The sequence below is a fragment of the Ruegeria sp. AG6 genome, assembly GCF_056541565.1.
Window position 1 is genome coordinate 1,301,546 of record NZ_JBQFYQ010000001.1, and the last position, 14,012, is coordinate 1,315,557.

A 14,012-nucleotide genomic window follows, 5' to 3' on the forward strand; every position below is an offset into this window, starting at 1 on the left:
GTACTGCGTTTATGCCTTTGATCCGTCGCCTGAATTTGCCTGTTATGGTCTGACGGTCGGGGCTTTATTCTGTCAGCGGATCACCGACCCGCATGATTTCCCACTCTAGCGTGATGCCGCTTGTTTCGTAAACCTTTTTTCGCACTTCTTCGCCAAGACCTTCGAGGTCTGCAGCGGTGGCCGCGCCGGTATTGATCAGGAAATTCGAGTGCTTCGGGCTCATCTGCGCACCGCCAAGCGTCGCGCCGCGCATTCCGGCGTCGTCGATCACCTTCCACGCCTTGAAATCATGCACGTCATCCGCCTGCCCGGTCGAAGAAAACCCCGCCGGGTTACGGAAGGTCGACCCCGCGCTGCGATCTTTGGTGGGCTGGGTTTCGTCGCGTTTTTTCAACTGTGCCTCCATACGGGCATGGAGTTCTTGGGGACTGCCTGAAGGGCCCTCGAACACAGCCGAAATCAGCACGGCGCCTTCCGGCAGGTCCGTCTGGCGATAGCGAAAGTTCAAGTCTTCGGGCGTCAGGTCCACAAGTTCGCCTTGCCGGGTGACAATCGTGGCCTTGCGCAGAACATCCGCCGTGTAGCTGCCGTAACAGCCCGCGTTCATCCGCACCGCGCCGCCGATCGAGCCCGGAATGGTGCGCAGAAAGGTCAGGTCAACACCGGCATCCGCCGCTTTTCGCGCAACATGCGCGTCCAGCGCCGCAGCCCCTGCCGTAACCGTGTTGCCGTCAACCGAGATCGCGTTGAACCCGCGCCCCAGCCGGATCACCACGGCCCGCAGCCCCCCATCCCGAACGATCAGGTTCGAACCGACACCCATCGGAAAGATCGGGGTTTGTGCGGGCAGTTCCCGCAGGAAGGCTTGCAGGTCTTCGGTATCGGCAGGCTGGAACAGGTAATCGGCCGGGCCGCCGACGCGAAGCCATGTGAGCTCAGAGAGAGGCCGCGCCCGAGACAGGCGACCTTTCGGAACGGGAAACGTTGTCATGCGTCTGCACGCACCGCCAGGCTGCGTCCGCCCACACCGCCCATGATTGCAGCGAACAGAAAGGGAAGAACGCCGGCGGTCAGCCAGACCAGCGGGCCGAACGCCTGTTCTTCTTCGCCGGTGCCAATACCGGCCAGTACCACGATCAACGCCAGCCCGACGGCCGAGGCCAGACCGATCAGCCACAACAAGCCGCGCAGGCCCAGCCAACGGCCCGCCGTAAAACCGGCGGCGGCACCTAGCAGGAAAGAAAGAATCGGCAGATAGGCAAATGTGGCGACGGACGCCATGGCGGACCTCCTGAAACTGGCCGGTTATTCGTCAGCCGCCTTCATGCCCTGCATTTTCATCTTTGTCCAACGGGTCAGATAAATCACGGGCCAGCGCAGCACGGACATACCCATGGCCAGCACCAGCAAGCCGATCCACGGGCCGTTCTGATAGGTGACATACCCCAGAATCGGAATGCCCACGGCGATCAGGATATAGGCGCGTGTCCAGTGGTTGTCTTTGCTCGGGATCATTGCCAGCAGATTCGCGGAAACGCCCCAAAGACCGGCAAGGGCGATGGACCAGTTCATTCCATGACCTCCCCGCGCACCCATTTTCGCCAGTAATACCGGATGGGGTTGCGGAACATCGAAACGAATCCGCCGAAGGCGAAAACCGACCAGAACCAACCGTGATCATAACCCAGCCAGACGATCAGTACCGGAGCGCAGATCAGTAGGGTCACGCCCGGCGGAAACTGCATTCGCATCGGCAAGAACGCCACGATCGTGGCGCAGATCACCCAAAGGGCGGCAATGATCATCGAATAGTCCATCTGTCCCCTCCGAGGACATGCGGCGGCTGCGGGCATTTGCTACACCTTCAGGTTGTGCACCAAACAGAAGAGAAGTCAAACAGCTTGTTTTCGTTGCAATCTCTCGGGCAGACCATTGGCCCAGGCGCTGATCGTACCGGCCCCGAGGCAGACGACGATATCGCCCGGGCGGGCCTGCTCGCGCACAAGCCGCTCAAGATCGTTTTCGTCAAACAGCGCGCGGGCGTGGCGGTGGCCGTGACGGATCAGACCCTGCACCAGATCGTCGCGCGATGCGCCTTCGATCGGGTCTTCACCAGCCGCGAAGATATCGGCGATAGCCACGACATCGGCGTCATTGAAGCAGGTGCAGAAATCATCGAACAGATTGGACAGGCGCGAATAACGGTGCGGCTGGTGCACGGCGATTACGCGGCCTTCGGTCGCCTGTCGCGCGGCCTTCAGGACTGCGGTGATTTCAACGGGGTGGTGGCCATAGTCGTCGATGATGGTGACACCGTCGACCTCTCCGACCTTGGTAAAGCGGCGATTGACGCCGCCGAAATTGGCCAGTGCCTCGCGAATTTCCGAGGCTTTCATGCCCAGATGGCGGGCAACAGCCACGGCGGACAAAGCGTTGGAAACGTTGTGGTCGCCGGGCATCGGCAGAGTGCAGCCTTCGATCACCTTGTCTTCGTATTGCAGGTGAATGTCGAAATGCGCGACGCCGCCCTTGTAGGTCAGGTTCTCGGCCCGCACATCGGACTGCGCGTTGAAGCCATAGGTGCGCACGCGGCGGTCGGTGATGCGGCCGACAAGCGCCTGCACCTCGGCATGGTCGGTGCAACACACAGCCAGCCCGTAAAAGGGGATATTCGATACGAATTCATGGAAACCCGCGCGCAGCTTGTCGAAATCGCCCCAATGCTCCATATGCTCGGGGTCGATATTGGTGACGATGGCGATGGTCGCGGGCAGGCGGTTGAACGAGCCGTCGCTCTCGTCCGCTTCGACCACCATCCATTCGCCCTGTCCCATCCGGGCGTTCGAGCCGTAGGCATGGATGATGCCGCCATTGATCACGGTCGGGTCAAAATCCCCTGCCACCATCAGTTCGGCCATCATCGTGGTCGTGGTGGTCTTGCCGTGAGTCCCGGCGATGGCGATGTTGGATTTCAGCCGCATCAGTTCGGCCAGCATGTCAGCCCGGCGCACCACCGGAAGGCCGCGGGCACGGGCGCCGTCAAGCTCGGGGTTGCCCGGTTTGATCGCGGTCGAGACCACCACAACGGCCGCGTTTTCAAGGTTTTCCGCGCGCTGACCGACAAAGATCTCGGCCCCCAGACTTGCCAGCCGGTCGGTGATCTTCGATGCCTTCAGGTCCGAGCCCTGAACCCGGTACCCCAGATTGAGCAGCACCTCGGCGATACCCGACATTCCGATCCCGCCGATCCCCACAAAGTGAATCGGCCCTACGTCCTGCGGCAGTTTGGTTGCTGGGTTCATGTGGTCTCCTTCTGCGCCAATTGTTCAACAAGGGCTGTCAGACGCTCGGTGGCGTCAGGTGCCCCGACGGACAAGGCGGCATGGGCCATTTTCTGTGCGGCTTCGGGGTTCGTGAGAACCGTGGTGATTTGCTGTGTCAGCGCAGGAACGTCAAGAGCCTTTTCCGGGATCATGATGGCCCCGCCCGCCTGCACCAAGCCCCGTGCGTTGGCTGTCTGGTGATCTCCGGCGGCGGCGGCAAAGGGGATCAGGATCGACGGGCGCCCGATGACCGAGATATCGGCAACGCTGGACGCGCCAGACCGCGAGATCACCAGTTGGGCATCCGACATGCGACGGGGGACATCATCAAAGAAGGGCTGCACGTCGGCGCGGATGCCGTGTTCGTTGTAGAAGGCTGTGACGCGCTCGCCATCCTCGTCCCGGGCCTGATGCGCCACGCGGATGTGAGTGCGGATTTCTTCGGGCAGTGCGGCGATGGCACCAGGCACCACATCGCTGAGGATGCGTGCGCCTTGCGAACCGCCCATGACAAGGACCGACATCGGATAATCGCCGGGCGGAATATAACCGGCCGCGGCGCGGTCCAGAACGGCGGACCGGACCGGGTTTCCGGTGTGGATGCCATGCGCGCCCTCGGGCAGGTCCGTGGGCCACACACCACAGGCCACCTGCGCGACACGGGTGGCGAACAACTGGTTCACACGCCCGAGCACCCCGTTCTGTTCGTGGATCATGCGGGGGATTTTGAGCATGGTCGCAGCGCTCAGCGCCGGGATCGAGGGATACCCGCCGAAACCCACAACGACGTCGGGCTTGTCCCGCACCATCTGGAACACCATGCCAGCCACGCCACCGGCGATCTTGGGGCCGGCCATGGCCTTGGCCGCCAGACCGCCACGCGCGAAAGTGGCCGATGATGCCTCGACGATCTCGGTCGAATGCGGGAAACCACCGGTATAGCGGGCGCCGCGCGGGTCGGTGGACAGGCGCACGCGCCAGCCCTTGTTCAGCATCGCCTCGGCCAGCGCCTGAGCCGGGAACATGTGCCCCCCGGTCCCGCCAGCCGCAATCAACAGGTAAGGGTTCCCCATTATCCTCGTCCGCGCAGAATTTCGCCAAGCTCGCCCTGTGGGCGGGTTCGGGTGAAGGCCAGCAGCATTCCGACCGCAATACCGCCTGCAATCAGGGATGAGCCGCCATAGCTGACAAAAGGCAGCGTCATTCCCTTCGCGGGCAGCAGACGTACCGCAACACCCATGTTGATCATCGCCTGCACGCCGAACATGCATGCCAGACCGGTGCCCGCCAGGCGGATGAACATGTCACGTTCCCGCATCAGGCGCAGCAACGAACGTACCACGACCAACGAATAAAGCGCGATGATGATCAGCACCAGGATCAGGCCGTATTCCTCGGCCGCGACCGCGATGATGAAATCGGTATGCGCGTCCGGCAGCGACCACTTGACCTGCCCCTCACCCACGCCGACACCGAACAGCCCCCCTTCGCGGATGGCGTTGGTGGCATAGCCTAACTGGGTGGTCGGATCGACCTCTTGATTCAGAAAGCCATCGATACGGCGGGCAAAGTGTTCAGAATTGGAATAGGCGAACATACCGCCCAGAACAACAAACCCGGCCATTCCAACCAGCAGCAGCATTGGCGCCCCGGCGACAAAATACATCACCCCCCAGCCGAACAGGATCAGGCAGGCCTGACCGAAATCAGGTTGCATCACCAGCATACCGACAATCGCCATGCACAGGGCAAACGACCAGATCCGCCCCGGCGGGCCGTTGATCTCTTGTGAGGCAGCCAGCAGCCATGCAGCAACGACGATGAAGCCGGGCTTCAGAAACTCGGACGGCTGAAGCGAGGCGAACCCCAGCGAATACCAGCGCACCGCGCCCTTGCCAAAGTCGGTCCCGAAGACGGGCAGGAAAACCAGTGCCACGAAGGCCCCCAGGAAACCCAGCACCGCCAAACGACGCACCAGCGTCGGTGACATCATCGAGGTCAGAAGCATCGCAATCAGCGCCAATCCGCCGAAGATGGCCTGACGTTCGACATAATGGAACGGATCGAACCCGTTTCGCCCGGCCAGCGGTGGCGAAGACGCCAGCCCCAGCAACAGACCGATGGCAAACAGGATCAGAACGCAGGACATCGTCCAGCGATCGATTGTGCGCCACCATTTCGGTAGAATCGGTTCTCCGCGCTGGTCCTGGACCGCGCCATACACCATCTCAGTCATGAGATACCGCCACTCTCTGCCTCGTCAACGCCCCGTTTTCGGGGTCTGATTGAGACTCTACAGGGATTTTTGTGTTTGGGCTAGTAGGATGAAGCCACAAGGCATAAATCGACCTTCCAGGCCCAAAGCACCCCCGGCTGCACGTGGCGGCCCGTGGTTATTGCAGCTTTGGACACACCGCTTGGCGGAGCGGCGCGCGTTGATCCACAAGGCGGGTTGCTATGCATTATTCCTTGATCGGATATCGGTCGGGTTCCTCAAACACGTCAATGACGCGAGACCCCGCCTTGATGGTCCCTCCGTGCGCGACTCCGCTTGGGATCGAGTAGCTGTCGCCGGGGCCGTAGATGCGGGTCTGGCCACCGATCGTGAGTTCAATTTCACCCTCAACCACCGTCCCCCATTGGGCACCATGCGAATGCAGGGGAAGCTCCATGTCCTTAAGAAAAGTGAAGAAAGCGACCAGCCCTGCATCTGATCGAATGACGGCCGTCTGCACCACGTCCTCAGGAAAAGGCACATCCAGTTTTGGAAATGACGAAATAAATTCGGGGAATTGCATTCAGAGTTCCTTTTGCCAGTTTGTCTTGTCAAAACCTCTTTGCGGTATGGCCGCAGCATGTCAGTGCGCTGGAACTCTGGCAATCGCCCTGTCAGCCGACTTCGAATTTGAGAGAACGCGGCGAGCGCGCGCCGCGCGACTTCGGCATGGGCTCTTGCCATCTTGTTTAATCCACGCCATCCCCCGCGCATGACCTACGACACGATCATCCTTGGGGCCGGGGCTGCCGGCATGATGTGTGCGGCCCATTGCGGTGGGCGCGTGCTGGTGATTGACCATGCCAAGGCACCCGGCGAGAAAATCCGCATCTCGGGCGGGGGGCGCTGCAATTTCACCAACATGTATGCCGGGCCGGGCAACTTCCTGTCGCGAAACCCGCATTTCTGCAAATCCGCCCTTTCACGGTACACGCAATGGGATTTCATCGATCTGGTCGAGCGTCACAACATCGCCTGGCATGAGAAAACCTTGGGCCAGTTGTTCTGCGATGGCTCTTCGAAACAGATCATCCGGATGTTGCTGGATGAAATGAGCGGTGCAGGAGCAGAGCTGTGGGTTCAAACCTTGCTGCGCGATCTGCGCAAGACCGAAGGCGGCTTTGCACTGGAGGTGGAGCGTGACGGGCAACGGCAGCACCTGACCTGCGCCAATCTGGTGCTGGCGACGGGCGGGAAATCGATTCCCAAGATGGGCGCTACCGGGCTGGCCTATGACATCGCGCGCCAGTTCGGGTTGCGGATGACCGAGACTCGGGCGGCGCTGGTGCCTTTCACCTTCTCGGACAGGCGGTTCAAGGACCTGTCCGGCGTTTCACTTCCCGTGCGACTGTCGAATGATAGCGCCAGCTTCGACGAGGCGCTGCTGTTCACCCATCGCGGTCTCAGCGGGCCGTCGGTGTTGCAACTGTCGTCATACTGGCGCGAAGGTGAGGCAATCCAGGTGAACCTGATCCCCGACCTGCCCCTGTTGGATCTGTTGCGCGCACAGCGGCAAAGCGCTGGCCGCAAGGCGCTGACCACTGAACTGGCGCGGCATCTGCCGGCCCGGCTGGTCGATTACCTGTGTCGGATCATTCCGATGTCCGGGAAGCTGGCGGATCAGTCGGACGCGAAACTGGTCGAACTGACCTCGGCCTTGTCTGCGTGGCAACTGGTGCCGTCGGGGACCGAGGGGTATCGCACCGCCGAAGTCACCTTGGGCGGGATCAACACGGATGACTTGTCTTCGAAAACGATGGAGGCCAGGGATGTCCCCGGCCTCTATGCAATTGGCGAAGCAGTTGATGTCACCGGTTGGTTGGGCGGCTACAACTTCCAATGGGCATGGTCGTCAGGCCATGCCGCAGGTGTTGCAATTGCCGCCGGACGCTAGCCTACGACGTTGTAGCCACGCCCGCGCATGCAGTTGCGCACGATCACTTCTTTGTTCTGGTTTTTATTGATGACGTCTGCGCCAGCGCCTACCAGGGCACCTGCCACAGCCGCGCGACCAAGATTGTCGCTGCTGTCCTGAACGATCCCGGTAACGGCCGCAGCACCCGCTGCGCCAATTGCTGCATTCCCCGCGGTAGAGCCATCAACGCTGCTCTGCGATGCCGCCAGTTGTTGGCATTGCTGCAGGTCCACGTTGTAATTCGGGCCGACCGGACCGTCGACGATGGGCTGATAGTTGGCACCCGTGTTCGTACAGGCCCCCGCAACAAGAATGGCAGGTAGGATCAGAGAAAGTCTACGAAATGGCATAGTCATAACCTCGTGTTGAATCTGCTGGCAGGCAAAACCAATAATGGTGCCGCGTCAAGCTGATAGCATCCAAGTTTGGCCCAGCCGGCGGTCTATTGCAAATGGCTATTCTGTCAGCCGGCGCTTAACCTGCGTTTCAAAATCCTCGCCGCGCTGCTCAAAATTGTCATACTGATCGAAACTGGCGGCGGCCGGTGCCAACAGCACAGTGTCGCCTGCCTCGGCATCTTCCATGGCCTGCGCCACGGCGGCCTCCATCGTGGTGCAGACCTGCGCGTCTGCTTCAAGCTGCATCGCAAAACCGGCCGCTTCGCGACCGATCACATAGGCCTTGATGACTTCGCCCGCCGCCATGTTCAGGGCTGATATGCCACCCTCTTTCTCAAGACCGCCGCAAATCCATCGGATCTTTTTGAATGCCATAAGCGCTTTCAGGGCGCTGTCGACATTGGTCGCCTTGGAGTCGTTGACATAGGTAACCCCATCGGCCTCGGCGATGATCTGGCTGCGATGCGGCAGGCCCGGATAGGAATGCAACGCATCTTCGATCACGCGCGGCGCAAGGCCCAGCGACCGGCAGGCCGCGTAGGCCGCGCAGGCATTCTGGTGGTTATGTGCACCGGGCAGGCCCTTGATGGCGCGCAGGTCGATAGACCCCGTCTGCCGCCCCTTGCGGTATTCCGACAGGAACCCTTTGCGCGCAAAGACCTGCCAGCCCGGCCCAGTCAGCTTCCGCGCCACCGAGACACGGATCACCCGGTCATCCGATGGCCCTTCGGCCAGTTGCCCCGCCAGAAAAGCACCTTCGGCTTCATCGACGCCAATGATCGCACGGTCAGGGCCGCCTTCGGCAAAGAGACGCCGCTTGGCCGCGAAATATCCACCCATGCCGCCGTGGCGGTCCAGATGATCGGGCGACAGATTGGTGAACACCGCCACATCGGGGGTCAGAGCGCGGGCCAGTTCCGTCTGGTAACTGCTGAGCTCCAACACCACGACCGAACCATCTCCGCCCGGATCGATATCCAGAACCCCGCGCCCGATATTGCCCGCCAACTGCGCCTCGCGCCCGGCCTCGGTCAGAATGTGGTGGATCAACGCCGCTGTGGTCGATTTCCCGTTCGATCCCGTCACTGCAATCACGCGCGGCGGCGTGTCGTAACCGTTCCATTCCGCCCCCGCGAAGGAGCGGAAGAACAGGCCGATGTCATTGTCCACAGGCACGCCTGCATCCAGGGCTGCCGCCACCACGGGGTTCGGTTCAGGATAGAGATGCGGAATGCCCGGTGAAACGATCAGCGACGCGATGTCGTCAAATGCCCCATGCTTGCGCAGGTCGGCGCAGGTGAATCCCTCGCCTTCGGCGGTATCACGGGCGGCCGGGTTGTCATCCCAGCACACCGGTTCCGCCCCGCCCGCACGCAGCGCACGTGCAGTGGCCAGACCGGACCGGCCCAGCCCCAGAACGGCCACTTTCTGCCCTGCAAAGCCTTTGACCGGGATCATTAGGGGGTCACCTTTTTTAGATTACCGAAGATCGTGAAATCACCAACAGCTACGACCCCGCCAATAATAAACAGCAACGAAATGAAAAACGATAATATTTGTACGCTTACTGCCTCGCGGTCGTAGCGACCACTCAATTGAGTAAGCCTGTAGCCAACTACTAATGCTGCGGAGTTTGCAACGTGAAGGAACGCGACCAATACTACAAACGCGGTGATCAAATACACACGGAAATCAAAGCCGACACAGGCCAAAAAAATCAGTATGAAAAATACCGCAATCGCGAGCCACAAAGCTTGATCAAAAGAACGACGAGAAGACTTACTTTTGGGCCACCTTGTATTTACGCTATTGTGAAGCATAACTATGGGGATTGGCACGACGATAGCCACAGCGGACAAAACCAACGCTGCTATGATCACTCCCCAGTACGAACTGCACAGATCAAAAAGACCAAGAGTGTTGTTTAAGAACAAGCTAATGGTGCCTTTCCCAAGAGAAACGCTTTCCAAAAATTTTAAAAAAATTACAGCCAACCCTGCCGACTGCAACCCTGCCGCGATGGCGTAAAGTCGTTCACGCCAACACAATTCCATTTGATCGCAAGTCATTCCGCGTTGCCTTAAACTACCGCACCTTCAGCGTCGCCAGACCGATCATGGCCAGGATCAGCGAGATGATCCAGAAGCGGATCACGATGGTCGGCTCGGCCCAGCCTTTTTTCTCATAGTGGTGATGGATCGGGGCCATCAGGAAGACCCGTTTGCCCGTGCGCTTGAAGTAGAGGACCTGAATGATCACGCTCAGCGCCTCGACCACGAACAGGCCGCCGACCACGGCCAGAACCAGCTCGTGCTTGGTGGCCACGGCGATGGCACCCAGCGCGCCGCCCAGGGCCAGCGATCCGGTGTCACCCATGAACACTGCCGCCGGAGGGGCGTTGTACCAGAGAAACCCGAGGCCGGCCCCGAACAACGCGGAGGTGAATATGAAGATCTCACCGGTGCCTGGCACGTAATGCACATCGAGATATTCGGTAAAGTCGACCCGACCCACCGCATAGGCGATCACGCCCAGGGTCGAGGCTGCGATCATCGCTGGCATGATGGCCAGCCCGTCCAGACCGTCGGTCAGGTTCACCGCATTGGCGGCCCCCACGATCACGACAATCGCAAAGGGGATATAGAAGATGCCCAAATTGACCAGTGTGTCCTTGAAGACGGGTACAGCGAGCTGGTTCTGCAAGGCTTCGGGATGGTGCAACGTCGCCCAAAGCGATGCCAGCACGGCGATGATCACGCCCAACGCCAGGCGCATCCGGCCCGAGACCCCTTGCGTATTCTGTTTTGAAACCTTGGCATAGTCGTCCGCAAATCCGATGGCCGCATAAGACAAGGTCACAAAAAGAACCATCCAGACATACGGGTTGTCCAGCCGTGCCCAGACAAGGGTTGACGTGACCAGAGCTCCGACAATCAGCAATCCACCCATCGTCGGCGTGCCTGCCTTGGAAAAATGCCCTTCGGGGCCGTCGTCACGGATCGGCTGGCCTTTGCCCTGTTTCTTGCGCAGCACGTTGATCAGAGGTTTTCCGAAGATGAACCCAAAAATCAGCGCGGTCATGAAGGCACCGCCTGCGCGGAAGGTGATATACCGGAAGAGGTTCCAGAAATCCCCTCCGTCCGACAGAGCGGTCAACCAGTACAGCATGACAATACCTTTCTCACACGAGGCGCGCGGGCAAGTTCACCCATCAAGCGCGCCCCCTTGCCCCATTTTGCGCAGACCGTCAACAATCGCGGCCAACGCCATGCTGAGCGAGCCCTTGGCGAGCACCGTGTCTCCATCCCGGATCAAGGCAGGCAGATGTTCGGCCATTTCGGCGCTGGTTGCGAACCAGAGTCCACGTTTCTTCTCGGGCAGCGCGCGGTGCATTGCCTGCATCAATGGCCCGATGCAATGAACCTGATCCACGCGCGCCATCGCCTCGATATCCGCCATGGCGGCATGCATGGCCTCTTCCTGGGCGCCCAGTTCCTTCATGTCACCCAGAAACGCAACGCGGCGGGTGCCTTTGGAGGCGGCCAAGACATCCAGCGCGGCCTCCATCGAGGTCGGGTTGGCGTTATAGCTGTCATCCAGCAGTTCGATCTGCCCGCCGCCGGGCAAAGGCAGGCTTTCCCGTACGCCGCGCCCCTTGACCGGAGACCATGCGCGCAGACCCGCGATAGCGTCATCCAGATCGACACCCAGTTCAACGCAGGCTGCCAAAGCCCCCAGTGCGTTCATGGCGAAATGCGTACCGGCAGAGTTCACCGCAAAGCGGAATACCTGATCACCAACGGCAGCTTCGGCATTCACGGCGCTCGTCCCCTGCTGAACGTCGGTCAGCCGGTAATCCGTTGCGCCTTGGCCGAAATCCACGATCCCGGCCCCCTGCCCAAGTGCCGTTTGGCGCAGGATGTCCGCGTGCTCGATATCCGCATTGACGATTGCCGCGCCACCGGATTCGAGCCCTTCAAAGATCGCAGCTTTTTCATGGGCGATGCCAGCCACATTCTCGAAGGCTTCCAGATGCACCGCCGCCACGGTCGTGACCAGCGCCACATGCGGGCGGGCTTGCCGGGCCAGCGGGGCAATCTCGCCCGGATGGTTCATGCCAATCTCGATCACTGCGAATTCAGTGTCGCGCGGCATCCGGGCAAGGGTCAGCGGAACGCCCCAGTGGTTGTTGTAGCTGGCCACGCTGGCATGGGTTCTGCCCTGTGTTTCGAGGATCACGGCCAGCATTTCCTTGGTCGACGTCTTGCCGACACTGCCGGTCACCCCCACCACACGCGCATCCGTTCTGGCGCGAGCCGCCTGCCCCAAAGCCTTGAGCGCCGCCTGCACATCTTCGACGATCAGCAGTGGTGCGTCTGGCGATACGTTGTCGGGAATATGCGAGACCAAAGCCGCGCCCGCGCCTTTCTCAAGCGCTTGGGCTACGAACTCATGCCCGTCCCGTGCCGCTTTCAGCGCCACGAACAGATCACCGGGTTGAAGAGTGCGCGTGTCGATGGAGACACCATCAGCGGCCCAGTCGGTCGTGACCCGTCCACCCGTTGCCTGAGCAGCCTCGGATGCAGTCCAGAGCGTCATGCGACCCTCCCGTCCAGCGCTGCAACGGAAATGCTGGCCTGTTCGACATCGTCGAAGGGCAGAACCTGATCTCCCACGATCTGACCGGTTTCATGCCCCTTTCCGGCGATCAGCAGCGCATCACCGGGTTGCAGCGCATCGATGCCGCGCAGGATGGCCTCGGCGCGGTCGCCGACTTCGGTCACGCTGGCGTCGCCTGCTGCCTCTGACGCGCCTGCCATCACGGCCGCGCGGATGACTGCCGGATCTTCGCTGCGCGGGTTGTCATCGGTGACAAAGACCACGTCTGCATGGTTGGCTGCCGCCCTGCCCATCAAGGGTCGTTTGCTGGCGTCGCGATCCCCGCCCGCACCGATAACGGCAATCAGACGGCCCATCACATGCGGGCGCAGCGCCTTGAGTGCCGTGGCAACAGCATCAGGCGTGTGGGCATAATCCACAAACACCGCCGCGCCATTGTCACGCGTGGCGGCCAGTTGCATCCGCCCGCGAACCGTCGTCAGATGGGGCAGAGTTTCGAACACCCGTTCGGGGCTGTCCCCGGCAGCGATCACCAGGCCACAGGCCAGCAGGATATTTTCGGCCTGAAACCCGCCGATCAGGTTCAGGCGGGTCTGGAACGTTCGGCCCTGCCACGCAAAGCGCAGGTCCTGCCCCGTGGCGTCGAACCGCTGGTTGATCAGACACAGGTCGGCATCGCCCAGCCCCGCCGTCAGCACCGACTGGCCGCGCATCTCGGCGATCCGCCGGACCTGGGCCCCTTTCGGGTCGCTCAGGTTGACAACGGCCGTTCCATCCTGCGGCAAAACCCGGTCGAACAGACCGGCCTTTGCGTTGAAATAGGCCTCGAAGGTTTCGTGGTAATCCAGGTGGTCCTGCGTGAAGTTCGAGAAACCGGCGGCGGTCAGGTGAACGCCGTCAAGGCGGCGCTGTTCAAGGCCGTGGGACGAAGCCTCCATTGCGGCATGGGTCACGCCGTTCTCGGCCGCCTCGGCCAGACAGCGGTGCAAGGTGATCGGCTCGGGCGTGGTGTGGGCCAGCGGCGCTGTCCACGCACCTTCAACCCCGGTGGTGCCGAGGTTGACGGCGGCGTGGCCAAGCGCGGACCAGATCTGCCGAACGAAGGTGGAAACAGATGTTTTGCCATTCGTTCCCGTGACGGCCACGATGGTTTGCGGCTGCGCGCCGAACCACAACGCCGCGGCACCGGCCAGCGCCTGTCGCGGGTCTTCAACCACGGCCAGCGCTGCGTCCGAGGCTGCCAGTTCGGCCTCGGCGATCTCTGCCCCTTCGGCATCGGTCAGGATTGCAGCGGCCCCCATGCGCAGGGCAAACTGGATGAACTCTGCGCCATGAACGCGGGACCCGGGCAGCGCGGCAAACAGGAAGCCCTCTTTCACCTCGCGGCTGTCAACGGCCAGACCGGTGATATCCGGGTTTGCGCCCTCTCTTGCGGTCAGGGCCAGCTGGCTGAGTTTCTTCGTCCTTATGCCCATGACCCA

The 14,012-nt window shown here is 61.2% G+C and carries 15 protein-coding genes; 1 reads left to right on the top strand and 14 read right to left on the bottom strand.

All coding sequences use genetic code 11. The features are described 5' to 3' along the window. Positions 1-64: 64 nt before the first annotated feature. The 8 genes from murB to ACR0I0_RS06530 form a co-directional block, all read right to left on the bottom strand. The gene (murB, locus tag ACR0I0_RS06495) at positions 65-991 is read right to left on the bottom strand and encodes a UDP-N-acetylmuramate dehydrogenase (protein ID WP_171631003.1); all 927 of its coding nucleotides are present in this window, start codon (positions 989-991) and stop codon (positions 65-67) included. Continuing rightward, the gene (locus ACR0I0_RS06500) at positions 988-1,281 is read right to left on the bottom strand and encodes a hypothetical protein (protein ID WP_152458656.1); all 294 of its coding nucleotides are present in this window, start codon (positions 1,279-1,281) and stop codon (positions 988-990) included. Before ACR0I0_RS06500 ends, murB begins: the two co-directional genes overlap by 4 nt. 24 nt (positions 1,282-1,305) lie before the next feature. After that, a complete protein-coding gene (locus tag ACR0I0_RS06505) occupies positions 1,306-1,572 on the bottom strand; it encodes a DUF2484 family protein (protein ID WP_171114920.1) in 267 nt (88 codons plus the stop codon). Further along, the gene (locus tag ACR0I0_RS06510; protein WP_171631000.1) at positions 1,569-1,817 is read right to left on the bottom strand and encodes a DUF2484 family protein; all 249 of its coding nucleotides are present in this window, start codon (positions 1,815-1,817) and stop codon (positions 1,569-1,571) included. Before ACR0I0_RS06510 ends, ACR0I0_RS06505 begins: the two co-directional genes overlap by 4 nt. A 75-nt stretch (positions 1,818-1,892) precedes the next feature. Beyond that, positions 1,893-3,302 carry a UDP-N-acetylmuramate--L-alanine ligase gene (murC, locus tag ACR0I0_RS06515; RefSeq protein ID WP_171630998.1) on the bottom strand — a complete coding sequence of 470 codons (1,410 nt, stop codon included), beginning with the start codon at positions 3,300-3,302 and terminating at the stop codon, positions 1,893-1,895. Beyond that, positions 3,299-4,396 (bottom strand): UDP-N-acetylglucosamine--N-acetylmuramyl-(pentapeptide) pyrophosphoryl-undecaprenol N-acetylglucosamine transferase, encoded by a 1,098-nt coding sequence (locus ACR0I0_RS06520; protein WP_171722918.1) that lies wholly within the window; start codon positions 4,394-4,396, stop codon positions 3,299-3,301. The genes murC and ACR0I0_RS06520 overlap by 4 nt, the downstream gene beginning before the upstream one ends. Beyond that, positions 4,396-5,559 (bottom strand): putative lipid II flippase FtsW, encoded by a 1,164-nt coding sequence (gene ftsW, locus ACR0I0_RS06525; protein ID WP_171362489.1) that lies wholly within the window; start codon positions 5,557-5,559, stop codon positions 4,396-4,398. The genes ACR0I0_RS06520 and ftsW overlap by 1 nt, the downstream gene beginning before the upstream one ends. Positions 5,560-5,785: 226 nt before the next feature. Continuing rightward, positions 5,786-6,121, bottom strand: coding sequence for a cupin domain-containing protein (locus ACR0I0_RS06530; protein WP_209832518.1), 336 nt, complete (start codon positions 6,119-6,121; stop codon positions 5,786-5,788). 189 nt (positions 6,122-6,310) lie between these two features. On the opposite strand from ACR0I0_RS06530, the gene ACR0I0_RS06535 reads away from it, so the two are divergent. Then, on the top strand, positions 6,311-7,492 hold the full coding sequence (locus ACR0I0_RS06535; protein WP_480490635.1) for a BaiN/RdsA family NAD(P)/FAD-dependent oxidoreductase: 1,182 nt from the start codon (positions 6,311-6,313) through the stop codon (positions 7,490-7,492). Here ACR0I0_RS06535 and ACR0I0_RS06540 read toward each other — a convergent pair. The 6 genes from ACR0I0_RS06540 to ACR0I0_RS06565 form a co-directional block, all read right to left on the bottom strand. Then, positions 7,489-7,863: a glycine zipper family protein gene (locus ACR0I0_RS06540; RefSeq protein ID WP_245217959.1), complete on the bottom strand. Its 375-nt coding sequence runs from the start codon at positions 7,861-7,863 to the stop codon at positions 7,489-7,491. The genes ACR0I0_RS06535 and ACR0I0_RS06540 overlap by 4 nt on opposite strands. Positions 7,864-7,968: 105 nt before the next feature. Beyond that, positions 7,969-9,369, bottom strand: a complete 1,401-nt coding sequence (gene murD / locus ACR0I0_RS06545) for a UDP-N-acetylmuramoyl-L-alanine--D-glutamate ligase (protein ID WP_480490636.1) — start codon at positions 9,367-9,369, stop codon at positions 7,969-7,971. Next, positions 9,369-9,980 carry a hypothetical protein gene (locus ACR0I0_RS06550; RefSeq protein WP_480490638.1) on the bottom strand — a complete coding sequence of 204 codons (612 nt, stop codon included), beginning with the start codon at positions 9,978-9,980 and terminating at the stop codon, positions 9,369-9,371. The genes murD and ACR0I0_RS06550 overlap by 1 nt, the downstream gene beginning before the upstream one ends. Before the next feature lie 16 nt (positions 9,981-9,996). After that, positions 9,997-11,079 (bottom strand): phospho-N-acetylmuramoyl-pentapeptide-transferase, encoded by a 1,083-nt coding sequence (gene mraY, locus ACR0I0_RS06555; protein WP_152458667.1) that lies wholly within the window; start codon positions 11,077-11,079, stop codon positions 9,997-9,999. A gap of 36 nt (positions 11,080-11,115) precedes the next feature. Beyond that, positions 11,116-12,510 (bottom strand): UDP-N-acetylmuramoyl-tripeptide--D-alanyl-D-alanine ligase, encoded by a 1,395-nt coding sequence (locus ACR0I0_RS06560; RefSeq protein ID WP_480490639.1) that lies wholly within the window; start codon positions 12,508-12,510, stop codon positions 11,116-11,118. Next, positions 12,507-14,006, bottom strand: coding sequence for a UDP-N-acetylmuramoyl-L-alanyl-D-glutamate--2,6-diaminopimelate ligase (locus ACR0I0_RS06565; protein ID WP_480490641.1), 1,500 nt, complete (start codon positions 14,004-14,006; stop codon positions 12,507-12,509). Before ACR0I0_RS06565 ends, ACR0I0_RS06560 begins: the two co-directional genes overlap by 4 nt. Between the last annotated feature and the right edge of the window lie 6 nt (positions 14,007-14,012).